General features: G+C 69.4%; 22 protein-coding genes and 1 pseudogene. 15 read left to right on the plus strand and 8 right to left on the minus strand.

Annotation, left to right across the window (positions count from 1 at the left end):
* The first annotated feature begins 61 nt into the window (after positions 1 to 61).
* Both ACNKW1_RS11305 and ACNKW1_RS11310 read left to right on the plus strand, forming a co-directional pair.
* Positions 62 to 2035, plus strand: a complete 1974-nt coding sequence (locus ACNKW1_RS11305; protein WP_418364692.1) for a glycosyltransferase — start codon at positions 62 to 64, stop codon at positions 2033 to 2035.
* Positions 2036 to 2056: 21 nt separating this feature from the next.
* Positions 2057 to 3058, plus strand: a complete 1002-nt coding sequence (locus tag ACNKW1_RS11310; RefSeq protein ID WP_418364693.1) for a lysylphosphatidylglycerol synthase transmembrane domain-containing protein — start codon at positions 2057 to 2059, stop codon at positions 3056 to 3058.
* 99 nt (positions 3059 to 3157) lie between these two features.
* Here ACNKW1_RS11310 and ACNKW1_RS11315 read toward each other — a convergent pair whose 3' ends face one another.
* Positions 3158 to 4027 carry a RibD family protein gene (locus ACNKW1_RS11315; RefSeq protein WP_418364694.1) on the minus strand — a complete coding sequence of 290 codons (870 nt, stop codon included), beginning with the start codon at positions 4025 to 4027 and terminating at the stop codon, positions 3158 to 3160.
* Between the two features lie 96 nt (positions 4028 to 4123).
* Here ACNKW1_RS11315 and ribA point away from each other — a divergent pair, with 96 nt between their 5' ends.
* Positions 4124 to 5281 (plus strand): GTP cyclohydrolase II, encoded by a 1158-nt coding sequence (ribA, locus tag ACNKW1_RS11320; protein ID WP_418364695.1) that lies wholly within the window; start codon positions 4124 to 4126, stop codon positions 5279 to 5281.
* Positions 5282 to 5356: 75 nt separating this feature from the next.
* Here ribA and ACNKW1_RS11325 read toward each other — a convergent pair whose 3' ends face one another.
* Positions 5357 to 6211 carry a creatininase family protein gene (locus tag ACNKW1_RS11325; RefSeq protein ID WP_418364696.1) on the minus strand — a complete coding sequence of 285 codons (855 nt, stop codon included), beginning with the start codon at positions 6209 to 6211 and terminating at the stop codon, positions 5357 to 5359.
* Between the two features lie 77 nt (positions 6212 to 6288).
* On the opposite strand from ACNKW1_RS11325, the gene ACNKW1_RS11330 reads away from it, so the two are divergent.
* Entirely contained in the window at positions 6289 to 7986 is a 1698-nt protein-coding gene (locus ACNKW1_RS11330) for a hypothetical protein (RefSeq protein WP_418364697.1), read from the plus strand.
* A 21-nt stretch (positions 7987 to 8007) separates the two neighbouring features.
* Here the strand turns inward: ACNKW1_RS11330 and ACNKW1_RS11335 are convergent, their stop codons facing one another.
* From ACNKW1_RS11335 to ACNKW1_RS11350, 4 genes are all read right to left on the minus strand, one after another.
* Positions 8008 to 8337 (minus strand): hypothetical protein, encoded by a 330-nt coding sequence (locus tag ACNKW1_RS11335; protein WP_418364698.1) that lies wholly within the window; start codon positions 8335 to 8337, stop codon positions 8008 to 8010.
* Positions 8338 to 8412: 75 nt separating this feature from the next.
* On the minus strand, positions 8413 to 9693 hold the full coding sequence (locus tag ACNKW1_RS11340) for a DNA recombination protein RmuC (protein ID WP_418364699.1): 1281 nt from the start codon (positions 9691 to 9693) through the stop codon (positions 8413 to 8415).
* Positions 9694 to 9696: 3 nt separating this feature from the next.
* Complete coding sequence (locus tag ACNKW1_RS11345; RefSeq protein ID WP_418364700.1) at positions 9697 to 12195, minus strand: ABC transporter permease; 2499 nt, start codon at positions 12193 to 12195, stop codon at positions 9697 to 9699.
* Between the two features lie 10 nt (positions 12196 to 12205).
* Positions 12206 to 13378, minus strand: a complete 1173-nt coding sequence (locus ACNKW1_RS11350) for a M20 aminoacylase family protein (protein ID WP_418364701.1) — start codon at positions 13376 to 13378, stop codon at positions 12206 to 12208.
* Between the two features lie 233 nt (positions 13379 to 13611).
* On the opposite strand from ACNKW1_RS11350, the gene dbpA reads away from it, so the two are divergent.
* From dbpA to ACNKW1_RS11365, 3 genes are all read left to right on the plus strand, one after another.
* A complete protein-coding gene (gene dbpA, locus ACNKW1_RS11355; RefSeq protein WP_418364702.1) occupies positions 13612 to 15075 on the plus strand; it encodes an ATP-dependent RNA helicase DbpA in 1464 nt (487 codons plus the stop codon).
* A 182-nt stretch (positions 15076 to 15257) separates the two neighbouring features.
* Positions 15258 to 16175: a histone deacetylase gene (locus ACNKW1_RS11360; RefSeq protein ID WP_418364703.1), complete on the plus strand. Its 918-nt coding sequence runs from the start codon at positions 15258 to 15260 to the stop codon at positions 16173 to 16175.
* A 51-nt stretch (positions 16176 to 16226) separates the two neighbouring features.
* On the plus strand, positions 16227 to 17090 hold the full coding sequence (locus ACNKW1_RS11365; protein ID WP_418364841.1) for a DUF429 domain-containing protein: 864 nt from the start codon (positions 16227 to 16229) through the stop codon (positions 17088 to 17090).
* Positions 17091 to 17159: 69 nt separating this feature from the next.
* On the opposite strand, the gene ACNKW1_RS11370 is transcribed toward ACNKW1_RS11365, so the two are convergent.
* Positions 17160 to 19565, minus strand: a complete 2406-nt coding sequence (locus ACNKW1_RS11370; protein WP_418364704.1) for a molybdopterin-containing oxidoreductase family protein — start codon at positions 19563 to 19565, stop codon at positions 17160 to 17162.
* A 114-nt stretch (positions 19566 to 19679) separates the two neighbouring features.
* Here ACNKW1_RS11370 and ACNKW1_RS11375 point away from each other — a divergent pair, with 114 nt between their 5' ends.
* The 8 genes and pseudogenes from ACNKW1_RS11375 to ACNKW1_RS11410 all read left to right on the plus strand — a co-directional run.
* Positions 19680 to 20306, plus strand: coding sequence for a LysE family translocator (locus tag ACNKW1_RS11375; RefSeq protein ID WP_418364705.1), 627 nt, complete (start codon positions 19680 to 19682; stop codon positions 20304 to 20306).
* A 61-nt stretch (positions 20307 to 20367) separates the two neighbouring features.
* On the plus strand, positions 20368 to 20892 hold the full coding sequence (locus tag ACNKW1_RS11380; protein WP_418364706.1) for a M48 family metallopeptidase: 525 nt from the start codon (positions 20368 to 20370) through the stop codon (positions 20890 to 20892).
* A gap of 69 nt (positions 20893 to 20961) precedes the next feature.
* Entirely contained in the window at positions 20962 to 21384 is a 423-nt protein-coding gene (locus ACNKW1_RS11385; protein ID WP_418364707.1) for a rhodanese-like domain-containing protein, read from the plus strand.
* Between the two features lie 7 nt (positions 21385 to 21391).
* Entirely contained in the window at positions 21392 to 21799 is a 408-nt protein-coding gene (locus tag ACNKW1_RS11390; protein ID WP_418364708.1) for a class I SAM-dependent methyltransferase, read from the plus strand.
* Between the two features lie 398 nt (positions 21800 to 22197).
* A complete protein-coding gene (locus tag ACNKW1_RS11395) occupies positions 22198 to 23532 on the plus strand; it encodes a TrkH family potassium uptake protein (RefSeq protein ID WP_418364709.1) in 1335 nt (444 codons plus the stop codon).
* Positions 23522 to 24220, plus strand: a complete 699-nt coding sequence (locus ACNKW1_RS11400) for a potassium channel family protein (RefSeq protein WP_418364710.1) — start codon at positions 23522 to 23524, stop codon at positions 24218 to 24220. The genes ACNKW1_RS11395 and ACNKW1_RS11400 overlap by 11 nt, the downstream gene beginning before the upstream one ends.
* 79 nt (positions 24221 to 24299) lie before the next feature.
* The gene (locus ACNKW1_RS11405) at positions 24300 to 24521 is read left to right on the plus strand and encodes a hypothetical protein (RefSeq protein WP_418364711.1); all 222 of its coding nucleotides are present in this window, start codon (positions 24300 to 24302) and stop codon (positions 24519 to 24521) included.
* A pseudogene (locus ACNKW1_RS11410) lies at positions 24518 to 24622 on the plus strand (cold-shock protein); the annotation flags it as partial. The gene ACNKW1_RS11405 and the pseudogene ACNKW1_RS11410, both read left to right, overlap by 4 nt.
* Positions 24623 to 24826: 204 nt before the next feature.
* Here ACNKW1_RS11410 and ACNKW1_RS11415 read toward each other — a convergent pair.
* Positions 24827 to 25294 carry a DeoR family transcriptional regulator gene (locus ACNKW1_RS11415; RefSeq protein WP_418364712.1) on the minus strand — a complete coding sequence of 156 codons (468 nt, stop codon included), beginning with the start codon at positions 25292 to 25294 and terminating at the stop codon, positions 24827 to 24829.
* Positions 25295 to 25369 lie beyond the last annotated feature (75 nt).

The following is a 25369-nucleotide window of genomic DNA, read 5'->3' on the forward strand; positions in this document are numbered from 1 at the left end:
CCTCGGCGCCGCCGGCCGTCCCGCGCCCTGCCCCCGCCCGCACGCGACCGCACCCCATCGCATGAACCGAACGCTCGACTTCATCGTGCCCGGCGATCCGGCGCAGCGCACGGGCGGCTACCTGTACGACGCCCACATCGTCGCAGAACTGCGCCGACTCGGCTGGACGGTCACGGTGCACGGCCTGCCCGGACGCTTCCCGCGCGCCGACGCGACCGCGCGCGCCGCGCTCGCGCGCACCCTGGACGCAATCCCCTCAGGGCGCACCGTGCTCGTGGACGGCCTCGCGCTCGGCGGCCTGCCCGAGGTCGCGATCCGCCAGCGCGACCGCCTCGCGCTCGTCGCCATCGTCCATCACCCGCTCGGCGACGAGCGCGGGCTGAGCGCCGCGCAGCGCGCCTGCCTGTATGCGAGCGAACGCGCCGCACTGGGCGCCGCACAGCGCATCCTCACCACCAGCGCCTTCACCGCGCGCCGGCTCGCCGGATTCGGCGTCTCGCGCGCACGCATCGCAGTCGTGGAGCCGGGCGTGGCGCCCCTGCCGCTGGCCCCCGCCGACAGCGAGCCGCCGCGCCTGCTCTGCGTCGGCAGCCTCGCGCCGCGCAAGGGGCAGGATCTGCTCGTGCGGGCGCTCGCCGGGCTGCGCGAGTTGCCCTGGCAGTGCGAACTGATCGGCAGCACCATGCGTGACCCGGACTTCGCCGCCGAGGTCGCGCGCCTGATCGAGGCGGCCGGCCTGCACGAGCGCATCCACCTGCGCGGCGAATGCAGCGACGAAGCGCTGCGCGCCGCCTACGCCGAGGCCGACCTCTTCGTGCTGCCCTCGTATTACGAGGGCTACGGCATGGTGGTGACCGAGGCGCTGGCGGCCGGACTGCCGGTGCTCACCACCACCGGCGGCGCCCTGGCCGACACCTTGCCCGCGGCCGCGGGTATCGCGGTGCCGCCGGGCGAGGCCGACGCCCTTGGCGAAGCCTTGTCGAGCCTGCTGCGCGAACGCAGCCTGCGCCTTGCCCTGCGCGACGGCGCCCGCGAGGCACGCGGACGCCTGCGCGACTGGAGGCTGGCCGGCGCCGAGTTCGCCGCTGCACTGACGACGAGTTCGTCCGCCCCGAACGCGCCTCATCCCGATGCCTGCTTCGACGCCGACTGGCTCGCCCTGCGCGCCACCGCCGACAGCGCGGCCCGCGCCCCACGGCTCGAGGCGCTCGCCGCCGAGTGGCTGCGCCAACGCCAGGTCGCCGCCCCCGGGCGTGCGCTGCGCATCACCGACCTTGGCAGCGGCAGCGGCGCCAATCCGCGCCACCTCGCGCCACGCCTGCCCGGGCCGCAGCAGTGGACCCTGGTCGACCACGACCCCGCGCTGCTCGCCCATGCCCGCGTCGCCTGCGAGGGACTGCGCGACGCACAGGGCGGCACCGCAGCGCTGCGCACGCGCTGCGCCGACCTCGGGCAGCTCGACCGCCACACCCTCGCCGAGGCCGATCTCGTCACCGCCTCCGCGCTGCTCGACCTGGTGGAAACCGCTTGGCTCGACCGCTTGGCGCAGGCCTGCGCGCAGACCGGCTGCGCGCTGCTGATCACCCTGAGCGTGGATGGTGGATGGTCGTTCTCGCCATCGTCCTCGGCAGAACCCGCGGACGCGGCGGCGCTGGAGGCGGAAGACGATTTCGTGCGCGAAGCCTTCAACGCCCATCAGCGTCGCGACAAGGGGCTCGGCCCCGCGCTCGGTCCCGACGCCGCACCGGCACTCGCCAGCGCGCTGCGACAGCGCGGCTTCACGGTCACGCTCGCGCCCAGCCCGTGGCGGCTGGACATCGCCGAACCTGCATCGGCTGCGCTCGCGCAGGCACTCATCGACGGCTGGCGCGACGCCGCCAGCGCGCAGCGCCCGGAAGCCAGCGTACGCATCGACGCCTGGCATGCCCGCCGCAGCGCGGACTGCCGGAGTGGACCCGGCAGGCTGGAGGTCGGCCATCTGGATCTCTTCGCGCTGCCGCCGGCCCCGGGCGAAAGCGCACCACCACTTGCCTGAACTCGCGCGAGCGCCTGCCGGATGAGCCTGCCCCCGCCCGCAAACCCCGCCCATGGCAGTCATGGGACCGGCGCCACCGCTGCCGCGCACCGCGCCCGCATCCTGCGCCTGGCCGCCAGCATCGGCCTGCTCGCGGGCGTGCTGTACTGGCTCGACCCACGCGCACTCGGCGCAGCCTTTTCCGCACCGCATCCGGGCTGGCTCGCGGCAGCGCTCGCGCTCGGCGTGCCGCAGGTGGTGCTGTCGGCCTGGCGCTGGCGGCTCACCGCAGCGCGCCTGGGTGCGCATCTGCCGCTTGGCGCCGCAGTGCGCGAGTACTACCTTGCCACCTTCCTCAACCAGGTGCTGCCCGGCGGGGTGATGGGCGACGCCGCGCGCGCCTGGCGTCACGCCCGCAAGGAAAGCCATTTCCAGCGTGGTGGCGCTGCGGCGTGGCAAGCCGTGGTGCTGGAGCGCGCCTCCGGCCAGCTCGCGCTCCTGCTGGTGGTGCTCGCCAGCCTGGCGCTGTCACCTGCGCTGCGCTCGGCCGTCCACGGCGCGTTCAGCGGCCCGAGTCACACGGAGGCGACGCTGGCCGGGCTGCTGCTCGCGCTACTGGCGCTCGGGCTGACCCTTTCGAGAACCCGCCTGCGCGTGCATCTCAGCCAGTTGCGGCAGGCGGCACGGCAGGCGCTGCTCGCACGCGGAGCTTTCCTGCCCCAGCTGATCGCCTCACTACTCGTGGTCGCAAGCTATGTCGGCGTGTATCTGTGCTGCATGCGCATGATCGGCATCGACACGCCCCTCGCCACGGCCGCGCCGCTCATCCCCTGGGTGCTGCTGGCGATGGCGATCCCGCTCTCGATCGCTGGCTGGGGCCTGCGCGAAGGCGCGGCGGCGCTGCTGTGGCAGGCGGCAGGTCTCGATCCGGCGCAGGGGGTGGCGATCTCGATCAGCTACGGCGCGGTGGTGCTGCTGTCCAGCCTGCCCGGCGCGCTGATGCTGCGCCACGGCGGCACAGTGGCCGTCCCGGACCCTGGCTGAGGCCACACTGCAGCAGCGGTAGACGCATCCTGTATGCAGAGCGCGCACCCTGCAGGGACCGGGGACGCATCCTGCGAGGGGATGCACGCAAACACCACCTCACGCCATCTGCCGGCGCAGGTCGAGGTCGAACACCACATCACCGCCACAGGAAAAGCAACGGCTCATCGGGCGCAGCGCCTGCGCCAGCGACTGGATCGGTGGCAACGCCAGCCCCGGCCGGCCCGAGCCGATCAGCATCGGCGCCACCAGCATGTGCAGCCGATCGAGCACACCCGCTTGCAGGAACCGCGACACCGTCACGCCCCCGCCTTCCACCAGCACCCGCCGGTAGCCCGCCGCATGCAGCGAGGCCAGCACGACCGCCGGGTCGAAGCCCGCATCCCCTGCCGGCAGCGCACGGCGCACAAGCTCGCCGGACCCGACCATGCCCGGAGCGCCAGGGTCTTCGCCGCTGCCTCCATCTGCAACCAGATGAAGTGTAGGCGCGCTGCGGTCATGGAACACGCGCGCCGCAGGATTGGCCCGACCGCGCGGGTCGAGCACCACCCGCAATGGATTTACCCCCGGCACGTGGCGCACCGTGAGCTGCGGATTGTCCGCATTCAGGGTGCCCACGCCAACGATCACCGCATCGACCACCGCACGCAGCCGATGCAGATGCATACGCGCCTCGGGCCCGTTGATGTAATGCGAAGCGCCGCTCTCGGTTGCGATGCGTCCATCCAGGCTCTGCCCAAGTTGGGCCACGACGAGCGGTCCCGGTGCAGTCACCAGCGGGAGGAAAATGTCGAGCAGCTGCGACGTCTCCGACGCCAGCGCCACATTGCAGCGCCACGCGCCGCCGGCCTCGACCTTGATCGTCGTATCGCCAACGATGAAACTTGTACGCATCTCGACGGCCCAATTCACGTCGTACGCTTGCAGGATGCAGGCCCAGCCCCAATCTGGTAGAAGTCTTTCCGACATCGAACATTCCTCAAAAGACGGTTTGCACCCGCGGCGCCCGCTCTGTGCGTGCATCGCAGCCTGGCAACCCGAGAACATCCCCACGGAGAACAACGAATGCGCCAAGCCGAGCGTGCCATCTTCGACCTGCGACGCGGGCTTCCGATCCTGCTCCGCCACCCTGGCCGCGAAATTCTCGTTCAGGCGGTCGAAGGCCTCGACGACAAGGCGCTTGCCGCGCTGCAATCCCTGTCCGGCGCACCTGCCCGGCTGGTGCTGAGCGAGCACCGTATGGCCGCGCTCGGACACCGCGATGCGGGCGAGACCGTCTCGCTCGACCTTTCGCCCCTGCCTGGCGCCGCCAGCCTGCGCGATCTGGCCTGGAAACGCGGCGTCCGTCTGCCTGCCGCCGCTACCTCCACACCCGGCGCGGATCCCGAGCGCGCGGCACTGCGTCTGCTCGGGCGCGCCCAGCTCGTGCCCGCGGCGATCGCATGCGATATCGCGCCGGGTCGCGCCGACGCCGTGGCTGCCGAGATCGCGAGCGGCGAGTTGCTCGCGGTAAGCAGCGAGACCGCGCTGCGCCTGTGCGAGAGCGGCCCGGGCGGACTCGCCCGCATCAGCGAGGCCCGCGTGCCGCTCGCCGAAGCCGAGGATAGCCGCTTCGTGCTCTTCCGCGAGGCCGACGGCATTCACGAGCACGTCGCCATCGTCATCGGCGACACTTCACGCTGGCCCGAGGCCGTCCCTGTCCGCCTGCACTCGTCCTGCCTCACCGGCGATCTCTTCGGCAGCCTGCGCTGCGACTGCGGTGAACAGCTGCGCCGCGGCGTGGCTGCGATCAATGCCATGGGCGGCGGCGTGCTGCTCTATCTGTCGCAGGAAGGGCGCGGCATCGGCCTGGCCAACAAGCTGCGCGCCTACGGACTGCAGGACGAGGGCCTGGACACCATCGACGCCGACCAGGTGATCGGTTTCTCCAAGGACGAGCGCGACTTCCGCGTCGCCCACGAGATGCTTGAGCAGCTCGGCATCCATCAGGTGATGCTGCTGACCAACAACCCGAGCAAGGTCGAGGCGCTGCAGCACGCTGGCATCAATGTGGTCGCGCGCCAGGCGATCTACGGCGAGGTCACCACGCAGAACCAGCGCTACCTGCGCACCAAGGCCAACCGCCACGGGCACTGGCTGCACGAGCTGCTCAACGAGCAGGGCGAGCCGGCCTCCGCCGACCCCGAGTGCCTGCCGGCGCCGGACGTGGCCACCAAACTCTGACCATCGCCACGGGCGACGACCATGCCTGTGCCTGGCGCGCCCGTACGCATTCGTGTGCGCAGCGAGCGGCGGCGTTCAGCCCCCCTCGCCGCAGTCCGCACCGCTGGCGGTACCGACATCTGCACCACGGTCGCGCAGGCCGGCCAGGTCGAATGCCCGCGCGTCCCCGATGACTCGTGCCAGCACGGTGGCGAAATGCTCGACCAGGCGCGCACCGAGCGCCGCATCGGCCAGGGACGCGTTGCCGGTGACGCCGTCAGGGTTCAGGTCCTGCGCCATCCACCCGAAGCCTGCCTCGCTCTCCGCGCCCAGCGTGCGCCCCGCGGCGGCCATTTCGGCGCCGAGCGAAGGGTAATCCCGCAGTGCCGCCGTGCGCACCTTGTGCGGCGCCAGGTGAAGCATCATCGCGGTCTCGAGCGCGCCGCCATGCAGGCCGTGACGCAGTTCGGCCGCAGGCAGCGCGTCGGGCGGCGGCGCGAAGCGGAAATAGTTTGCACGCACCACCAGCATGCGATGCGCCACGCGCAGCTTGAGCGCGGCCAGGTCCACCAGCGCCTTGTTGCCGCCATGGCTGTTGAACAGCACCAGCCGCCGCAGCCCGGCGCGCGCGACGCTGTCGCCGAGCTCGACCAGCGTGGCCAGCGCCGTCTCCGGGCTCAGGCTCAGGGTGCCGGCGAAGGCCGTGTGCTCCAGGCTCAACCCCACCGTCAGCGGCGGCAGCACGCACACCGGCATTCCCTCGGGCAGCTTCGGTACCGCCGCCTGCAGCAGGCCGAGCGCGATGTCGAGGTCGGTGGACAACGGCAGATGCTCGCCATGCTGCTCCACCGCCGCCAGCGGCAGGATGGCCACGCCATCGTCCGCGGCGAGGCGAGCGATGCGCTGCGGGGTGAGATCCTGCCACCAGGGCAGCGCGACAGGCACGGTCATGGGCGAGAACTCCTCGGGGCGCGTTCAGGTGCGCCCATCATAGCCTGCCGCAAGGCAGCGCCGGTTCGAGGTGGCGCATGAGGACACCGACCGGCCTCTGGTCGCGCGGCATGGCCATCGCCGCGACGGCAATCGCCCTCCTGGTGCTCAACACCCTGCTCGCCCACGGCAACGCCTGGCCCACGCTGTGGCCGGCGCTGGAATGGCGGCTGGCGCCCGAGCTCGCGCCCCTCACGATGCTGGTCGCTGCGTGGGTCGGGCTCGCAGGCCCGCTGCCACGCTGGCTCGCGCGCGCATTGGCCACGCTCGGCACACTGTGGGTGGTGTTGCATTACATCGACGTCACCGTGCCTGCGATACTGGGGCGCCGGGTCAATGCCTACTGGGACGCGCCGCATCTGGGCGCGGTGATCCGCATGGGCGGCAGCGAAGGCGCATGGCTGCGCGTGGCACTGACGCTGGCGGTCGCCGTACTCGTCCTTGCCCTGCTCTACCTGGTCGTGCGCGCCTGCATCGGCGCGCTCGGCCGCGCCGCGGCACAGCGGCCGGCGCGTACGCTGATGCTGGGCTTTGCCACGCTCACGGTCGCGCTGTGGCTGGCCCAGAGTTCAACCGGGCGACCGCCGGTGTCGATGTTCGCGCCCACGGTGTCCGCAATGCTGGCCGAGCAGTACCGGCTGCTCGATGCGGCGCTTTCGCGCGGCGCAAGTGCCGAGCGTCTTGGACCCGGTCCGCGCTTCGCAGGCACCCTGGATGCACTCGACGGCGCCGACGTGCTGCTCGTGTTCGGCGAGGCCTACGGCGCGGTCACGCTCGACCGCGCGGACATCGCGACCAAGCTCGCGGCGCCGCGCGAGCGCCTCGCGACCGCGATCGCCTCGTCCGGGCGGGCGGTGGTGTCGGCGCGGGTGGTGTCGCCGACCTTCGGCGGCGCCTCGTGGCTCGCCCACGCGAGCCTGCTCTCCGGCCTGGACATGCGCGACCCCACCGACTACCAGCTGCTGCTCACCACCGATCGCCCGACCCTGGTGCGCCACTTCGCCGCGAATGGCTACCGCACCGTGGGCTGGATGCCAGGCCTGCAGAAACCCTGGCCCGAAGGCGCCTTCTACGGCTTCGACCGCTACGGCAACGCCGACAGCATCGGCTATGAGGGGCGTCCCTTCGGTTTCTGGCGCATCCCGGACCAGGCCTCGATGGCGCTGATCCATGCGCAGGAGTTCGGGCTCGGCTTCGGGGCCGGCGGCGAGGGCAAGCCACAGGCGGGGCAGGTCAGGAATGAGCCGCTCCGTCCGGACTCTCCGAGCGATGCACGCCAGCCGCGGCTGGTGGTCTTCCCCACCGTGACCACCCACGCTCCTTTCCGAGCGCTACCGCCGTTCCGCGCCGAGTGGTCCACCCTGCTCGGCCGCGAAGCCTTCACGCAGGCCGAGGTGGATGCCGCCGAAGCCGTACCCACCGACTGGAGTGCCCCGCTGCCCGCCTACCTCGCCTCGATGCGCTACCAGTTCACCTGGCTGGCAGACTATCTCGCCCGCCACGCCCCCGAGAACCTGGTGCTGATCCTGATCGGCGACCATCAGCCGATCGGCAGCGTGACCGGGCCGGATCAGCCCTGGGACGTGCCGGTGCATGTGATCGCCCGCAATGCAGCTCTGCTCAAGCGGCTGGAGGCGGCAGGTTTCGTACCCGGGCTGCATCCGCGCGGCGCGTCGCTCGGTCCCATGCACGCGCTGACCCCGATCTTCATCGACGCCTTCGACGGTAGCGACTGAGCGTGGCGCACTTGCAGGCGCTCAGTGACCGCTCACACCTGCCTCCCGCTCACCTTCGCCCCCCTCTTGCCCCCCCTCTTCGGGCGGATCGAAGCGATACAGCAGGGTCTTGCAGCGCACGCAGGAAACGATGCGGCGCTCATCCTTGCCGTGCGTCAGTCCCTCGTCCTTCAGCTCGGTGGAATCGCAGGCCTTGCAGCGCGCCTCCGTCTGCTCGTTTGCGTAGAGGTAGCCGTTGAGGTCGGGCAGCGCGCGCTTGGCCTCCTCGATGCGGTGAAATTTGCGCAGGATCAGCCAGAAGGTGAAGAACACCCCAATGATGAACAGGATGGGAAGGGGAACGTCGGTCATCGGCTCTGGCGCCTCGTAAAGGATGATGGGTGCAGGGACCATACAGGCCCGCGCGGCCCGCATCCCTGTCTTGCGTCAAATACCGGACTGCCCCTGCAGGGATGACCCCGCCGGACTACCGCCGCCGGGTACAGCAGCCTCCACGGCGGGCACGTCAGGCGCTGTACCGTTGAGCGCATCGTCCTCGTCATCGAGCTGGACCGCCTCGATGCGGCGAAAGTGGGCGCTGATCTTGCGGCTCGAGGTGTGCACCTCCTGCACGTCGCGGCTGGCCTGGTCGATGTGGCGCGCGAGCGCGGCCATCCGCTCGTCGAAGCGGTGGAAGTCCTTCGCGAGCTTGCCGAGCGCGTCCTGAATGATGTGGATCTGCTTGCGCGTCTCCACATCCTTCAACACCGCGCGCGCGGTGTTGAGCACCGCCATCAGCGTGGTCGGCGAGACGATCCAGACGTGTTTTTGCTGCGCATAGGCAACGACTTCCGGGTGCCAGGCGTGCAACTCGGCGAACACGGCTTCGGCAGGCAGGAACATCACCGCGCCATCCGACGTGGTGCCGGGCAGGATGTACTTGCCGGCGATCGCGTCGACATGGCGCTTCACGTCGGCGCGAAAGGCCTGCTGTGCGGCGCGGCGATCGAGCTCGGCCAGCGCGGTATCGAACATGCGATGATAGTTCTCGAGCGGAAACTTGGCGTCCACCGCCACCTTTCCGGTCGGCTCGGGCAGGGTGAGCAGGCAATCGACGCGCGTGCCATTGGGCAGCACCTGCTGAAAGGAGAAAGCCTCGGGCGGCAGCATGTTGCGCACCAGGTTCTCGAGCTGCACCTCCCCGAAGGCGCCGCGCGCACGCTTGTCGCCAAGCAGCTCCTGCAGGCTCACCACGTTGGTGGTGAGGCCGTCGATCTTCTTCTGCGCCTCGTCGATCGTCGCCAGACGTGCCATCACGCTGGCGAAGGTCTCGTTCGTTTTGCGGAACCCCTCGTCCAGACGCTGATTGACCTGGCCCGACAGGGTATCCAGGCGGCCATCGACGCTTTGCGTCAGCACCTTCATGCCGCGCGACAACTGCAACGAGGCCGCAGTCAGGCCGCGCTGCAGCAGCTCGCGGTCGGCACGGGCGTGCTCGCCGATGCGGTCGGTCTGACGGGCGAGGCCCTCGTGGAGGTCACGCAAGAGATCCCGATGCTGGAGGTTGAGCTGCTGCTCCATGAGCTCCGCCAGATCGTCGCCAAGCCGAGTGCGCAACGCGCCCTCCGCCCGGAAGCTGCGCACCAGCAAGCACAGCAGCAACACCAGCACGGCGGCGAGCAAGCCGGTAATCAGCGCCTCGGCGTGACTCAGTTGCGGAAAGTCCATCGTTCAGCCCAGCGCACGCAGGCTGGCCAGCGGCGGGCGGGCAAGGAGCCCACGGGTACCGAGCCAGCCCCCCGCCACCACGCCAGCTGCGCCCAGCACCACCGCAGCCAGCACCGGCGCCAGCGCCGGCACGTAGCTCATGCGGAACACCTCCTCTGCCAGCAACCAGCCGATCGCGCTCGCCCCGATACCGGCCAGCACACCAGCCACTCCGCCGAGCACGAGGAACTCGGCAAACAGGGCCTGTCGCACCTGGCGGTTGCGCGCGCCCAGGGTGCGCAGCATGGCAAGCTCGTAGTCTCGCTCGTCGTGGGTGGACTGCAAGGCCGCATAGAGCACGACCAGACCGGCCAGCACCGCGAAGCCGAACACGAACTGCACGATCACGATCAGCTTGTCGGTCATCGCCTGTACCTGTGCGATCACCGCGGCGATGTCGATGACGGTGAGGTTGGGGAAGTCCGCCACCAGCCGCGTAGTGAAATCGTGCTCGCCCGCAGGCAGATGGAAGCTGGTGATCAGACTCGCGGGATACTTCTCCAGCAGGCCTTCGGATGCGATGAAGAAGAAGTTCACCCGCATCGAATCCCAATCCAGCTTGCGCACGCTGGTGATCGGCGCCTCGACCTGCTGCCCGGCGACCTCGAAGCGGATGCGGTCGCCGACCTTCAAGCCGAAGGTCGCCGCCAGCCCCGTTTCGACCGAGAGCTGCGGCTCGGTCGCCGCGCCGTGCCAACGCCCGGCCTCGAGCACGTTGCCGGCGGGAAGATCCGCGCCATAGGACAGGTTGAACTCGCGCTCGGCCAGACGCCGCGAGCGCTCGTCCGTGAAACTCGCCGGGTCGATGGCCTGGCCGTTGATGCTCAGCATGCGCCCGCGGATCATCGGCTGGATGGCCGGCGCCTCCAGCCCGGCATCCAAGAAGTGCGCGCGCACACCCTCGCGCTGATCGGGCTGGATGTTGATGATGAAGCGGTTGGGCGCATCGGACGGCGCCATGTTGCGCCAGTTGTCGAGCAGGTCGGCGCGCACCAGGGTCAGCAGCAGCAGCGCGGTCATGCCCAGGCCCAGTGCGGCAGCCTGGATGACGCTGCTGCCCATGCGCCGCCCGAGCGCGGCGATGCCGTACCGCCAGCCGCCACCGCGCAGGCTGCCCTGCCCCTTGAGCCGCCCGGCAAGCACGAGCACGCCCCAGGCCGCCAGCGCGAACACGCCGAGCGCCACCGCAAAGCCGATCGCAACCAGCGCCCCGAGGCGGGCATCGGCCGCGATCCAGAAGATCAGACCGAGCAACGCCGCCAGCCCCAGCACCCAGGCCGCGCCCGACACCGGCTCGGCGAACTCGAACTCGCGCCGCAGCACACGCAGCGTGCTCACTTTGCCCAGGCGGAGGAGTTGCGGCAGCACGAAACCTGCCAGCAAGGCCATGCCGACCACCAGCCCGTGCGCCAGCGGCAACAGGGACGGCGCCGGTAGCTCGGTCGCCATCAGCTCGCGCAGCCCGCCGGCCAGCCCCCACTGCACCGTCCAGCCAAGCGCCGTACCCGCCAGCGCGGCCGCCAGTCCGAAGAGCAGGAACTCCCCCACCACGATGCCCAGCACCTGCGCCTGACCTGCACCCAACACTCGCATCACCGCGCAGCCGTCGAGGTGGCGCGCCATGAAGCGCCGCGCCGACAGGCCCACCGCGACCGCGGCGAGGATCACCGCAAGCAGCGCCGCCAGGCGCAGGAAACGCTGTGCCTGGTCAAGCGCGGCGCGCACCTCGGGGCGGGCGTTCTCCACCGTCTCCACGCGCTGGCCGCGGCCGAGATGGTCGCGCGCCCATTTCTCGTAGGCCTCGACCGCCTGCGGCGTGCCCGCCACATGCAGGCGCCACGTGGCGCGGCTGCCGACGGTGATCAACCCGGTGGCCTCCAGATCGCTCAGATTGAAGATCGCGCGCGGCAGCAGCGCAAAAAAGTTCGCACCGCGGTCGGATTCGAAGCTCACCATGGCGCCGACCCGGAACTCGAGCATGCCCAGCCCGACCGTATCGCCCTGACGCACACCGAGCTCCGCGAACAGGCGCTCGTCCAGCCACACCTCACCCGGCGCCGGCGCACGTCCAGCCGGCGCGTCGGGCTGGTTCGGCCCCGATGCGACGCGGATTGCGCCACGCAGCGGATATCCGTCCTCTACCACCTTGACGCCGCCCAGCACCGCAGCCTCCTCGGTACTGGCCATGCTGGTGAACAGCACCGTGGTCGCCGTCTGCAGGCCGCGGGCGTGCGCCTCATCCACGAACCGCGCCGACCAGGGCTGATCGGCGCGCAGCAACAGGTCGCCGCCAAGCAGCTGGTTGGCCTCGCGATCCAGCGCGCGACCGACCCGGTCGGCCAGGAAGCCGACGCTGGTGAGGCTGGCGACTGCGATCACGATCGCCAGGCCGAGCAGGTGCAGTTCACCCGCGCGCAGGTCGCGCAGCATCATGCGCAAGGCAAGACGCAGGGTTCGCATCATCGCGCCGGCCTCATTTCACCGCGCCGAGCAGACGACGCACCAGTTCGCTCCAGTAGGCCACGCCGACCGGCATCACCTCGTCGTTGAAGTCGTAATTGGGGTTGTGCAGGGTGCAGCCGCCCTCGCCCGGGCCATTCCCGATCCACACATAGGCGCCCGGTTTGTGCTGCAGGAAATAGGCGAAGTCCTCGGCACCCATGCTCGGACGACGGTCGGTGAATACCCGCTCGCTGCCCGCAACCGCACGCGCAGCCTCGGCGCACAGCGCAGCCTCGGCGGCGGTGTTGACCGTCGGCGGATAGCCACGGCGGAACTGGAAGTCCACCTGCACGCCGTGGCTCAATGCGATGCCCTCGGCCATCTGCCGCAGGCCCTGCTCGAGGCGGTCACGCACCTCGGCGGAGAAGGTACGCACCGTACCGCACAGCTCGGCGCGGTCGGGAATCACGTTGTAGGCCTCGCCGGCGTGGAACTGCGTCACCGACACGACGCCGGCCTCGATGGGATCGAGCACACGGCTCACCAGCGTCTGCGCCGCCTGCACGAAGGCCGCGCCCGCGACGACCGGGTCCACGCCGAGGTGCGGCATGGCGGCATGCGCACCAACCCCCGTAAAACGGATGTCGAAGCGGTCGGCGCTAGCCATCACCGGGCCGGTATGCACTGCAAAGTTCCCCGCCTCCATGCCCGGCCAGTTGTGCATGCCGAACACTGCCTCCATCGGGAAGCGGTCGAACAGGCCATCCTCGATCATCGCCGCCGCACCGCCCTCGCCTTCTTCGGCCGGCTGGAAGATCAGATACACGGTGCCGTCGAAGTGCGGCTTCGCGACCAGCGCCTCGGCCGCACCGAGCAGCATGGTGGTGTGGCCGTCGTGGCCGCAGGCGTGCATGCAGCCCGCCACGGTGGACGCGTGTGCGAACGTGTTGCGCTCGGTGATCGGCAGCGCATCCATGTCGGCGCGCAGACCGACCGCACGCAGGCCACGCCCGCCGCGCACGACGCCCACGACACCAGTGCCGCCGATGCCGCGGTGGGTCTCGATGCCGAGCGATTCCAGGTGGCGGGCGACCAGCTCTGCGGTGCGGTGCTCCTGAAACGCGAGCTCCGGGTGGGCGTGGATGTCGCGACGGATCGCAGTCAGTTTGTTCTGCAGGGGGCGAACGTGTTCGATGAGGCTCATGGCTGCACCGTATTGTTGTCGTCTGTTGCGGGAAACTCGAGTGTATTACACGCGGGCAGAGCGACGGATCATGCCGCGCACAGTCGGCGTCGCAGGTTGGGTCAGAAGCCGGCGCGGGGGCGAAGTTCCCGCTCACGCTCATCCACCCGTGCCGAATCGGGGGTCGAATCACGCGCGGCACCGTTCCGGCAAGTTTTCTGCTGACGGCGCCGAATCAGGCCTGATAATTGCGCATGACCCAAATTATCGACAATGCCTCCGGGCACCCCAGCGGCGCACCCGACCAGCCCGAGGCGCAGCCCCCGGCGACCGAGCCCGGCCTGCCCTTCGACAGCCTGCCCCTGCCCCCAGCCATGCTGGATGCCCTGGGCCGGCTGGACTACCGCACGATGACTCCAATCCAGGCAGCCAGCCTGCCGCTGGCGCTCGCCGGGCACGACCTCATCGCACAGGCCAAGACGGGCAGCGGCAAGACCGCGGCCTTCGCGCTGCCGCTGCTGGCCCGGCTCGACGTGCGCAAAACGGCCGTACAGGCCATGGTGCTGTGCCCGACCCGCGAACTGGCCGACCAGGTTACCCAGGAAATCCGCCGTCTGGCGCGCTTCGAAGCCAACATCAAGGTGCTGCCGCTATGCGGCGGCACCCCGATGCGCCCGCAGCGCGACAGCCTGGAGCATGGCGCCCACGTTGTGGTCGGCACGCCGGGGCGCATCATGGACCACCTCGAACGCGGCAGCCTGGTGCTCGACGCACTCGACACCCTGGTGCTCGACGAGGCTGACCGCATGCTGGACATGGGCTTCCACGACGACATCGCCTTCGTCGCCAGCCGGTGTCCGTCGGCGCGGCAAACCTTGCTGTTCTCCGCCACCTATCCCGAAGGCATCGCCGCGCTTGCCGCACGCTTCCTGCGCAAGCCGCAGGAGGTGAAGCTGCCCGAGCAGCACGCCGCCAGCAAGATCCGCCAGCGCTTCTACGAGATCGAGCACCCGGCGCGGCTGCAGGCGGTCGCGAAGTTGCTGCGTCACTACCGCCCGGCCAGCACCCTGGCCTTCTGCAACACCCGCCGGCAATGCCGTGACCTCGTCGAGCTGCTGCGCGCGCAAGGCTTCGCCGCGCTCGCCCTCAGCGGTGAACTCGAGCAGCGCGAGCGCGACCAGGTGCTGATCCAGTTCGCCAACCGCAGCTGCTCGGTGCTGGTGGCCACCGACGTAGCGGCTCGCGGGCTGGACATCGCCCAGCTCGAAGCGGTGATCAACGTTGATGTCACCCCCGACCCCGAGATCCACATCCACCGCATCGGTCGCACCGGGCGCGGCGACGAAGAAGGCTGGGCGCTGAGCCTGTGCAGCAGCGCGGACAAGCGCCGGCTCGCGGGCATCGCGCAGGCGATGGGCTTCGAGCCGGAATGGCACGCGCTCGACGAATTGACGGCAGACGAAGGACTGCCGCTGCAGGCCCCCATGGTGACGCTGTTGATCCTGGGCGGACGCAAGGACAAGATCCGCCCGGCTGACGTGCTCGGCGCACTCACCGGCGAGGCGGGTTTCCAGCGCGAGCAGATCGGCAAGATCACCGTCACCGACCAGACCACCTACGTCGCCGTCGAGCGCGCGATCGCACGCGAGGCGGTGCGGCGCCTTGCGGCCGGCAAGCTCAAGGGTCGAAAGGTGAAGGTGCGGGCGCTGGAGGCATGAGGCACAGCAGCCCAGGGCGCGGACGTACGGGGGGTGGGCAGGCGCGCGCGTGCTGGCCGCGGTTCATCCTTTGCGCACTTCGCGACACGCCAGCGGCCTGAAGCAGCTGCCGGGGCCAGACCTCGCCTCGACCGCCCCAGCCCGCCACGCTCGACCGAAAACCCTTTGTCCTGAAGCCTGTCTTGAAGCTCTACTACGCCGACCATTTCGTCCTGCCCCTGCCCGAGGGGCACCGGTTCCCGATGGAGAAGTACGCCCTGCTGCGCGCCCGCCTGCGCGACAGCGGCTTGTTCGCGGAGGGAGATTTCCGCGTGCCCGCGGCAGCGGGTGACGCGGAAATCCTGCGTGCCCACGACGCCGGCTACCTGCAGCGCGTCGCCAGCGGCACGCTGGACGCTGCAGAGGTGCGGCGGATCGGTTTCCCGTGGAGCGAAGAGATGGTCGAGCGCTCACGCCGCTCGGCAGGCGCCACGCTCGCTGCCTGCCGCAGCGCGCTCGAACGCGAAGGTGGCAGCCCCTGCGCGGCCAACCTCGCCGGCGGCACCCACCACGCCTATCGCGACTTCGGCTCGGGCTTCTGCGTGTTCAACGACGCCGCAATCGCCGCCCTGGCGATGCGCGCCGAAGGCCGCGCCGGACGCATCGCCATCGTCGATTGCGATGTGCACCAGGGCGACGGCACCGCCGCCATCCTCGCAGACACCCCCGAAGTCTTCACCTGCAGCCTGCATGGCGCAAAGAACTTCCCCTTCCGCAAGCAGACGAGCGACCTCGATGTGGATCTGCCCGACGACACCGGTGACGAAGCCTACCTCACCGCACTCGACGCCGCGCTCGATACCGTCTTCAGCCGCGCCCGCCCCGAGCTGGTGATCTACCTCGCCGGCGCTGACCCCTTCGCCGGCGACCGCCTCGGCCGGCTCGCGCTCAGCATCGAGGGACTGGCCGCCCGCGACGCACGCGTACTCGGGGCCTGCCGTACCGAGGGGGTGCCGGTCGCCATCGCCATGGCCGGCGGCTATGCTCAGCCGATCGACGATACCGTGGCGATCCACTTCAACACCATCCGCACAGCAGCACGGATGCTGCGCCCGGGCTGAGTGTCCCCAGCGCATGCCTTCGACGCCGTCCGCTCGACCATCCACCCCTACATGCCGCCTGCAGCCAACGCTGTTCCCCACCTGCGCCTGATCGGCGTGGATTTCACCTCCGCCCCACGCCGCGCCAAAGCGATCACGGTGGCCTGCGGCCACCTCGATGGCGACCGCGTCGTGCTTGGGGGTTTCGAGCGCTGCTCCGACTGGCCCGCCTTCGAAGCCCTGCTCGCCCGCCCCGGTCCCTGGCTGGGCGCGTTCGACTTTCCCTTCGGCCTGCCACGCGAAGCGGTGCGCGACCTGGGCTGGCCGCGGGACTGGGCGACACTGGTGCGCCATTGCGCGGCACTGGGCAAGCCGGCCTTTCGCACCGCGCTCGACACCTACCGCGAATCCCGCCCCAGCGGCCAGCGCTACGCCCACCGCGCCACCGACCTGCCCGCGCGCTCGCACAGTCCGCTCAAGCTGGTGAATCCCCCGGTGGGGCTGATGTTCCTCGAAGGCGCCCCCCGCCTGCTCGCGGCCGGCGTGCACGTACCCGGTCTGCATGACGGCGACCCGCAACGCATCGCCCTCGAAGCCTACCCAGGCCTGCTCGCCCGCCGCATCACCACGGCCTCGTACAAGAGTGACGAGCGCCGCAAGCAGAACGAGGAACGCCATGCCGCGCGTGCGCAAATCATCGACGCACTCACCGCCGGGCGGCCCCCAGCATCCCCCGCGGAGCGAGGCCCCTTGGGCACACCGACCTTGGTCGCTTCGCCCGAGCAACGCCAGGCCCTGGAGGACGACGCCAGCGGCGACCTGCTCGACGCCGCGCTCGCCCTGCTGCAGGCCGCCGCGGCCGCACGCCAGGGCCCGCCGAATTTCGGCCTGCCCGCGGCAATGGACCCGCTGGAAGGGTGGATCGCCGGCTGCTGAAGCCCGGCGACCTCCTCTGCGGCCAGACCCCACGCCGGCACATCAAGTCGAAACGCCCGCGGCCGCCGATCACCCCTGCAAGCGCGGGCCTTCCAACTCGACTTCGCACAGCCCGGAGCGCAGCGGCTGCGAGCCGCTGACCGGATCGACGCGACGGTCCGACACCAGCCGGCTGTAGTTCGCGCCCTGCTCCGAGAGCGCGTCGTAGCCGTCCGCCCCACCGCGCCCGCCGGGCTGCCACCAGCCGTACTCGACCCACACCACGCGCGCATCGAGCGCGGCGTCGAGGCGCGCGCGCACGCGGATGCTGCCGTTGGCCGTGCGCACGCGCACCCGATCGCCCTCGGCAATCCCGCGTTCATGGGCGGCATCCGGATGCAGGTGCACCGCCGGCTCGGGCGCGCGGCGGCGCAGCGAGGGTGCCTGCCGGTCCTGCCCGTGGCGGAAGTGGCGCAGCTTGGCGGTGGTCATCACGAGCGGAAAGTCGCCGGCGCTCGACCCGAAGGGCGAGTCCGCCGGCTCGACGAAGGTGGGCAACGGCGGCACACCGTGGGCCAGCAGGTTCTCGGAGTACAGCTCGATACGGCCGGTTGGGGTCTGGAAGCCCTCTTCCAGATACTTGCGGTAGCGGGTGGCACCCGGCTGCGCAAGGCCGCCGGGCGTGCGCCGCAACTGCTCGAGGCAGACGCCTAAGGGGGCGAGGACGTGGGCCAGCCCGGCCTCCAGGTCGCCGCCCCAGAAGTGCTCCGCCAGGCCCAGCCGCTTGGCCAGTTCGAACACCACCCACGCGTCGGCGCGGCTTTCGCCCAGCGGCTCGATCGCGGCCAGTCGCAGCTGGACCCACTGCTCGGCGGCCTGGCTACCCTCGAAGCCGACCCGCAAGGCCTCGCGCTCCCAGGGCGTGCAGATCGGCAGCACGATGTCGGCAAGCGCAGCGGTCGGCGTCAGCGTCACGTCGGCATAGACACAGAACTCAAGCGCACCAAGCGCCCGCGCGCCGCGTTCGGCGTCGGCATGGTTGAGCAGGAAGTTGCACCCGAAGCCGATCAGCGCACGGACCGGATAGGGCTTTTGCTCGAGGATCGCGTCGTAGAGCACGTCCGAGCCGATCCGCGCATTGCACGCCGGCCCGATCCGCGACTGCTCGAAGCCGATGCAGCGCGCACGCTGCGCGGCCGTGAGCAGCGCCTTGCCGGAAACGTCGTTCGCCGGCAGCGGCGTGAACGCCACATTGCCACCGGGCGCATCGAAACTGCCGGTGAGCGCCATCAGCGTGGCGATCGCGCGGTCGGTCTGGGTGGCGTTGGTATGCTGGCACACGCCCGCCCAGCAGTAGTAGGCGACCGCCGCGCCGGCCTCGTGCAGCAGGCGGGCACACTGCTCCACTTGCCCCGGCTCGATCCAGCACAGCGCCGCCACGCGCTCGGGCGTATAGGCAGCACACGCTTCCTCAAACAGCGAAAACGCAGTACGGCAGTGCACGCGGCGTCCGTCCGCATCCGCCAGCTCGCACGCACCCGCAAGCACGGGCTGAGCGCCCGCGCCACGGCGTGGCCCCACTCCCTGCGCACACGCAACCGCCGCCCCGTCCGCACCCAGCGCCACGAAATCATCCGCCGCAGCCCCCGCAGGGGGCACCGCGAGTTCGCCCGCGCGCAGAAAACGCCCGGTGTCGCTGCGTACCAGCAGCGGCGCGTTGGTGAAATCGCGCACGAAATCGGCATCGAACCAGCCGTGCGTCAGCATGGCGCGCGCCACGCCGAGCGCGAGCGCGCCATCCGCCCCCGGGCGCACGCGCAGCCACAGGTCGGCGCCCGCCGCAAACCCGGCCTTGCGCGGATCGACCACCACCACGCGCGCGCCACGCGCCTTCGCGTCGCGGATCGACAGTGCGTTGTTGAGCCAGGTGTCGCGCGGGTTGTGGCCCCACAGCACGATGCAGCGGCTGTGCGCAAAATCGGGCGTGGCGATGCCGCGACCGAAGGTGTGCACATGGGTGTAGTCCTTGTGCCAGTTGCAGATCTCGGTACCGTTGGCGACGTTGGGGCTGCCGAAGGCATTGGCCAGACGCTCGATCCAGCGAACGTCATCGGCGATCGGGGTGCCGCTCGGGGTCGCGATTGCGAACGCCACCGCTTCGGGACCGGATTCGTCGCGGATGCGCGCCAGCGCCGCCGCCGTACGCGTGAGCGCCTCGTCCCACGAGATCTCGCGCCAGCCCGGGTCGGCCTCCCCCTTGGGCCGCGTGCGCATCATCGGACGCAGCAGGCGCTGCGGGTCGTAGACCAGCTCCGGCGCCGCACGCCCCTTCACGCACTGCGCCCGCCCGGTGGGGTGCGACGGATCCGGCTGTTGCGCGACGAGGCGGCCGTCCTCCACCACCATGCGCGAGCCGCAGCGCGACTTGCACAGGCCGCAGAAACCGGGAATCGACTGCCTGGATGCGGAGGCTTGCGCCGTGTGGGCTTCTTTCATGATTGCAGGCTCCATGATGCCCGGACCGGTGCACCCGGCCGGCGCGAAGACATAAGATACGACGCTTCGAAACCCGCCGGCCATTGCGCCACACCACCACGGCACTCGCAGACCATGCTCGCCCCCGACCAGTTTCTCGCTTTCCTGCTCGCCGCCATCGTCGTCACCATCTCGCCCGGCCCGGACAACCTCATGGTGCTGGCCATGGGCATGTCGAAGGGGCGCAGCCGTGGTATCGCCTTCGGACTGGGCTGCGCGCTCGGTTGCCTCAGCCACACCGCGCTCGCAGTGATCGGGGTAAGCGCGCTGATCGCCGCATCGCCGCTCGCCTTCACCGCGCTCAAGGTCGTCGGCGGGCTCTATCTGCTGTGGCTGGGCGTGCAGGCCCTGCGCAGCCGCGGCGGCACCCGGGTGGCACGCGCCGAGATGCCCGACCAGGCCTTGTCCACGCTGTTCTTCAAGGGGGTGTTCGCCAACGCGATCAACCCCAAGGTGGCACTCTTCTTCGTCGCCTTCCTGCCGCAGTTCGTGGTGCCCGACAACGGCAGCGTGGGCCTGCAGATGGCGCTGCTGGGCATCGTGTTCACCGCGCAGAGCGCGCTGCTCTTCGGCCTGCTCGGCTACTTCGCCGGCAGCGTCGGCCAGTGGCTCAATGGCAAGCCGCGCGTGGGCACCTGGCTCGATCGCATCGCCGGCTGCATCTTCGTGGCGCTCGGGCTGCGGCTCATCGTCACGCGCTGAAGCATCGCACACCTGGCCGACCGTCACCGCCCGGCCCCCCGGGCTTTCGCCCTCCCTCACCATGCGCCCCCGCCCCGCACCCGCCTACCTCGCCGGCTATCCCGCACACCTGCAGCAGCAGGTGCTTGCCCTCATCGAACAGGCTCGATTCGCCCCCGCGCTGCTGCGGCGCTACCCGAAGGCGCACACCGTACGCTCCGACAGCGCGCTCTACGACTACGTTCAGGCGCTCAAGGCCGAACACCTGCGCAGCGCGCCGCCGCTCGGCAAGGTGCGCTTCGACAACACCCTGCACGTGATCCGCAACGCGCTCGGCACCCACACCGCCATCTCGCGCGTGCAGGGCGCACGCCTGCAGGCCAAGCGCGAGATCCACATCGCGACCCTGTTCCGCGCCGTGCCGGAGGAGTTCCTGCGCATGATCGTGGTGCACGAACTCGCCCACCTGCGTGTGCGCGAGCACGAAAAGGCCTTCTACCAGCTCTGCCTGCACATGGAACCGGACTACCACCAGTACGAGTTCGATCTGCGCGCCTACCTGGTCTACCGCGACGCGGGCGGCGAAGCGCTCTGGACTGCGGGGTAGCCGGGCATACGCGAGCAAAATTGTCCGCGCCCTATTTGCCAGCGTTCTTACGCAGGTTCGAGTGTTGCCATGAACGCAAACGTGACCAAGTCCTCGCTCTACAAGCACGTCGCCCGCATCGGCAAGGCACTCTCGAGCCCCAAGCGGCTCGAGCTCGAAGGCGTGGCCAAGCAGGACAAATCCGGCCTGCTGTTCCAGGACACCGTGCACCGCGACTTCGACGCGCGTGATGCCGGCCAGTTCGCCAAGGACCACATCCCCGGTGCGGTCAATCTGGAGTGGCGCCGGGTGCTCGCCGAGCGCGACAGCATTCCGCGCAACAAGCCGGTGCTGATCTACTGCAACACCGGTAGCCTGTCGGCGCAGGCCGGCTTCGCGCTGCGCGTCGCCGGCTACGAGAACGTGCGCATCCTGCAGGGCAGATTCGAAGAATGGAAGGCGAAGGGCGGATTCGACGCGGCAAGCAAGACAGCTGCTCCGGCGAAACACTGAGGCTTTCATGAAAGGGCGCGAGAGCGGCATGCCGGACGAGGCCTACTGGGCCTCGTTCTTTGATCCTCAGGCTGTGCTGGAACGGCTACGGTTACCGCAGAACAGCCGCTGCAAAGCGCTTGAGTTCGGCTGTGGCTACGGCACCTTCACCTTGCCAGCGGCAAGCTGCACGCAGGGCACGGTGACGGCGCTCGATATCGAGCCTGACATGGTCAGCCTCGTCCAACAGCGGGCCAAGGACGCAGGGCTAGCGAACGTCCGCGCCGAAGTGCGTGACTTCGTCGAGTACGGCACGGGCGTGCCCGATGGTTCGCAGGGCCACGTCATGGCCTTCAACCTGCTGCACATCAAGGACCCGCAGGCCCTGCTACGCGAGCCCACCGGATTCTCCAGCCTGGCGGCTCGCTATCGGTGATTCACTGGCGTAGCGACATTGAAACGCCGCGCGGGCTGCCGTTGGCGATTCGTCCCAAGCCCGAGCAGTGTGCTGCCTGGCTGTCGGAAGCCGCTTTCGGCGCGATTGTCGAAGTGCCCTTGGGGCGGAGTGCGCCCTATCACTACGGTCTGTTGGCGCAACGACCGATGCGTGGCGGGCGTGGGTCGGACGTTACTGGCCAGAGAGGGAGGTTACACGCTCAATCCGCGATCCGGCGACGTCTGCTGCGGGAGGCAGTCTACGCATCACCATCCACCGCTTCACGTTCAGCGGCACGAAGGTTCTGACCTGAGCAATCCCAACCCGCCGGGCGTATGATTCGCACCCGATGTGCGCTGTTCTTCCGCGCCGCAACATGACTCGAAGGATGGTGCGAATTGAAGATTCGTGAGGTCCAGCACCCGGCCCGTGTCGTTCCGACCGCGTTCCTGATCACGATCCTGATCGGAACCGGGCTGCTCATGTTGCCGATCGCTCGTGCAGATGCGGTCGCCACGCCCTGGCTTACCGCGCTGTTCACCTCGGTATCGGCGGTATGCGTGACCGGCTTGGTGACGGTGGATACGGGCACCTACTGGTCGTCGTTCGGGCAGTGGGTGATCATGGTGCTGTTCCAGATCGGTGGCTTCGGCATGATGACGGCCGCCACGCTGCTCGGGCTCATCGTCAACCGATCGTTCCGCTTACGCACGCGGCTCACCGCGCAGGCTGAAACACACGCCGTCGGTATCGGCGACATCACCAGCGTGGCCAAGCTCGTACTGATCGTAACCCTGATCGTCGAGCTGTTTGTAGCGCTGACCTTGATGCTGCGTTTGCGCACCGCTTACGAGCTGCCTTGGGCCGACGCCGCCTGGAGCGGACTCTTCCACGCCGTGTCCGCTTTCAACAACGCGGGATTCTCGATCCACGCAGACGGGCTGGTACGCCATGCGACCGACGTCTTCATCCTCGCCCCCATCATGCTGGCGATCGTGATCGGCGGCCTGGGCTTTCCTGTCTTGCATGACCTGCGCCGGAAGTTCGCCAGCCCGCACCGCTGGTCGGTGCATACCAAGCTCACGCTCGTGGGCACGGCCGTGCTGCTGGTGGGCGGCACGATCCTGCTGCTTGGCTTCGAGTGGTCCAATCCGCGCACGCTCGGTCCAATGGCCGCCGGAGACAAGTTGCTGTCGGCGATCTTCGCGTCGGTGTCGGCACGCACGGCCGGATTCAATTCGATCGATATCGGTGGGCTGACGCACGAGAGCCTCGGGGCGCACTACTTCCTGATGTTCATCGGCGGCGGCAGTGCTGGAACGGCCGGTGGTGTCAAGGTGGGTACGGCGATGATCCTGGTAATGCTGGTGATCGCCGAGATCCGGGGGCGGATGGATACGGAGGCTTTCGGTCGGCGTATCAGCCATTCGGCCCAGCGCCAGGCCATCACCGTGCTCGTTCTCAGCAGCGCGGTGATCGTACTGGGCACGGTCTTCATCCTCCACACCACCGACATCGCCACCGACAGGATCATCTTCGAGGTGGTCTCGGCCTTTGCAACGGTAGGCCTGTCCACCGGCATCACCGCTGAACTGCCCGAATCCGCCCAAATGATGCTGGTCCTGCTGATGTACGTCGGACGGGTTGGAACGATCACATTGGCGGCATCGCTCGCGCTGGGCGAGCATCGTATGCCGTTCCGCTATCCAGAGGAGCATCCCGTTGTTGGCTAGGCTATTTACAGAGCAGTTCGCCTTCTCGAAGGGCGACAGTGTGGTCGTGATCGGTCTGGGCCGCTTTGGTGGCGCCGTAGCCGACTCCCTGATGCAACTCGGGCACGACGTGATGGGGATCGACCGTGATGCCGAACCGGTGCATGCGTGGGCGGACCTGCTGACCCACGCAGTCCAGGCCGATTCGACCAACGCGATGACCATGCGCCAACTCGGCGTGGCGGACTTCTCGCACGCCATCGTGGGTATCGGTGGCGATCTGGCCGCGAGCCTGATGACTGTGATGGCGCTGACCGAGCTGGAGATCCCGGATATCTGGGTCAAGGCCATGACGCCCGAGCACGGCAAGATCGCCGAGCGCATCGGCGCGCATCACGTCGTCTACCCCGAGGCCGACATGGGTGAGCGCGTCGCCCACCTCATCAGCGGGCGAATGATGGACTACATTGAATTCGACGACGGCTTTGCGATCGCCAAGATCCAGGCGCCGCCAGCGACGCACGACCTCTCGCTCGCCGAGTCCCTGGTGCGCGAGCGGTTCGGCGTCACGGTGGTGGGCATCAAGCGCGCGCACGAGGACTTCCAGCACGGCAAGCCCAGCAGTGTCGTGCTGCCCGGCGATCTGCTGATCGTCTCCGGGCCCACCAAGAAGGTGGAGGCGTTTGCGGCCAGTGGCCGCAGACGTTAGCCGGGCAAGCCGCTGGTGACTGCTGTCCGGCAGTCTGTGGTTCATCTCATCGTGTCGCCTCCGAAATGGCCTCCGCAAAATGCTCAACTGGATCCTGAGTCAGTTCAAGCGGCAATCGGCCGAAGATTTCGAGCGGGCGCGAGCACTGGTCAAGGCAGCCGAGCGGGGAGGGGCACACTTGAACCTATCGAAGGCACGTGAGCTTGCACGAGTGCTCGGGGTCGAAGTGGAGGTTCATGCAAGCGCCGATGAGGTCGTTCACGCCATCCGGCGTTACCTCAGTCATCACGGCGAGCTGTGAGTCTCCAAGGAAAAATCACCACCTGGAAAGACGACAGAGGTTTCGGCTTCATCACGCCCAACGGCGGTGGCGAACTGGTCTTTCTGCACGTCAGCAGCCTCGCCAACCGACAGCGCCGGCCGCAGGGTAACGAGCTGGCCACCGACGCTAAGGGGCGGCGGCAGGCAAAGGCGGTCGCCTTCGCCGGCGAGCGCGCGGGGGCGCCGGCCGCGCCGGGGCGCAGCACCCTGCCCCTGATGTTCGCGGCGGGATTCCTCGCCCTCCTGGCGGCGATGGTGTGGCTCGGACGGCTGCCGCGTCGCACTTCAGTCCACGCGGGCGTGCTGCAATATGCCTTCGATCACCCGCGCGGTCTGCAACAGGCGCTTGACCGACTCGCGGGTGAACTCGTAGCTGCCCTCGTCGACGCCGCTGCGTGGCGCAATCCAGCGCCCGTCCTCGCTGCGGGTGAGCTTGCCGCGCTCGCGCAGCTTCTCCAGCTTGCGCCGCACGGTCTCCTTGGGCAGGCCCGACACCTGGACGAGGTCGGCGAGGCGGACGGAACGGGCCTCGCCGAGCATGAAGCCATCGGGGGCGAGCATATCGGACGGCAGTGCCCCCGGACGCATCGCGTGGGCGACGCCGAGGTGCGCAACCAGTCCCCACAGCATGGCGCTGTCGATATCCATGTCGAGCCGCTGCACCAGGCGCCGCATGTGATCGAGGAGGTGGCGATTGGTCGCGAAAGCCACCATCGAGAAGCTCTTCTCGAAGCGCCGGTCGAAGTCGTCCATCCAGGTCTCCTTGCGGTCACCCGTCCCAAAATGGGCTCGATGCCGTCGATTGTCCCGGTGTCCGGTCTATCCTTC

Source organism: Thauera sp. WH-2 (assembly GCF_048321015.1).
Lineage (GTDB): Bacteria > Pseudomonadota > Gammaproteobacteria > Burkholderiales > Rhodocyclaceae > Thauera.

What these genes read in the sequence shown, in the direction of transcription:
- ACNKW1_RS11305 (WP_418364692.1), top strand. Translation starts at nt 62, where the DNA reads ATGAACCGAACGCTCGACTTCATCGTGCCCGGCGATCCGGCGCAGCGC.
- ACNKW1_RS11310 (WP_418364693.1), top strand. Translation starts at nt 2,057, where the DNA reads ATGAGCCTGCCCCCGCCCGCAAACCCCGCCCATGGCAGTCATGGGACC.
- ACNKW1_RS11315 (WP_418364694.1), bottom strand. Translation starts at nt 4,027, where the DNA reads ATGTCGGAAAGACTTCTACCAGATTGGGGCTGGGCCTGCATCCTGCAA.
- ribA (WP_418364695.1), top strand. Translation starts at nt 4,124, where the DNA reads ATGCGCCAAGCCGAGCGTGCCATCTTCGACCTGCGACGCGGGCTTCCG.
- ACNKW1_RS11325 (WP_418364696.1), bottom strand. Translation starts at nt 6,211, where the DNA reads ATGACCGTGCCTGTCGCGCTGCCCTGGTGGCAGGATCTCACCCCGCAG.
- ACNKW1_RS11330 (WP_418364697.1), top strand. Translation starts at nt 6,289, where the DNA reads ATGAGGACACCGACCGGCCTCTGGTCGCGCGGCATGGCCATCGCCGCG.
- ACNKW1_RS11335 (WP_418364698.1), bottom strand. Translation starts at nt 8,337, where the DNA reads ATGACCGACGTTCCCCTTCCCATCCTGTTCATCATTGGGGTGTTCTTC.
- ACNKW1_RS11340 (WP_418364699.1), bottom strand. Translation starts at nt 9,693, where the DNA reads ATGGACTTTCCGCAACTGAGTCACGCCGAGGCGCTGATTACCGGCTTG.
- ACNKW1_RS11345 (WP_418364700.1), bottom strand. Translation starts at nt 12,195, where the DNA reads ATGATGCGAACCCTGCGTCTTGCCTTGCGCATGATGCTGCGCGACCTG.
- ACNKW1_RS11350 (WP_418364701.1), bottom strand. Translation starts at nt 13,378, where the DNA reads ATGAGCCTCATCGAACACGTTCGCCCCCTGCAGAACAAACTGACTGCG.
- dbpA (WP_418364702.1), top strand. Translation starts at nt 13,612, where the DNA reads ATGACCCAAATTATCGACAATGCCTCCGGGCACCCCAGCGGCGCACCC.
- ACNKW1_RS11365 (WP_418364841.1), top strand. Translation starts at nt 16,227, where the DNA reads ATGCCGCCTGCAGCCAACGCTGTTCCCCACCTGCGCCTGATCGGCGTG.
- ACNKW1_RS11370 (WP_418364704.1), bottom strand. Translation starts at nt 19,565, where the DNA reads ATGAAAGAAGCCCACACGGCGCAAGCCTCCGCATCCAGGCAGTCGATT.
- ACNKW1_RS11375 (WP_418364705.1), top strand. Translation starts at nt 19,680, where the DNA reads ATGCTCGCCCCCGACCAGTTTCTCGCTTTCCTGCTCGCCGCCATCGTC.
- ACNKW1_RS11380 (WP_418364706.1), top strand. Translation starts at nt 20,368, where the DNA reads ATGCGCCCCCGCCCCGCACCCGCCTACCTCGCCGGCTATCCCGCACAC.
- ACNKW1_RS11385 (WP_418364707.1), top strand. Translation starts at nt 20,962, where the DNA reads ATGAACGCAAACGTGACCAAGTCCTCGCTCTACAAGCACGTCGCCCGC.
- ACNKW1_RS11390 (WP_418364708.1), top strand. Translation starts at nt 21,392, where the DNA reads ATGAAAGGGCGCGAGAGCGGCATGCCGGACGAGGCCTACTGGGCCTCG.
- ACNKW1_RS11405 (WP_418364711.1), top strand. Translation starts at nt 24,300, where the DNA reads ATGCTCAACTGGATCCTGAGTCAGTTCAAGCGGCAATCGGCCGAAGAT.
- ACNKW1_RS11415 (WP_418364712.1), bottom strand. Translation starts at nt 25,294, where the DNA reads ATGGACGACTTCGACCGGCGCTTCGAGAAGAGCTTCTCGATGGTGGCT.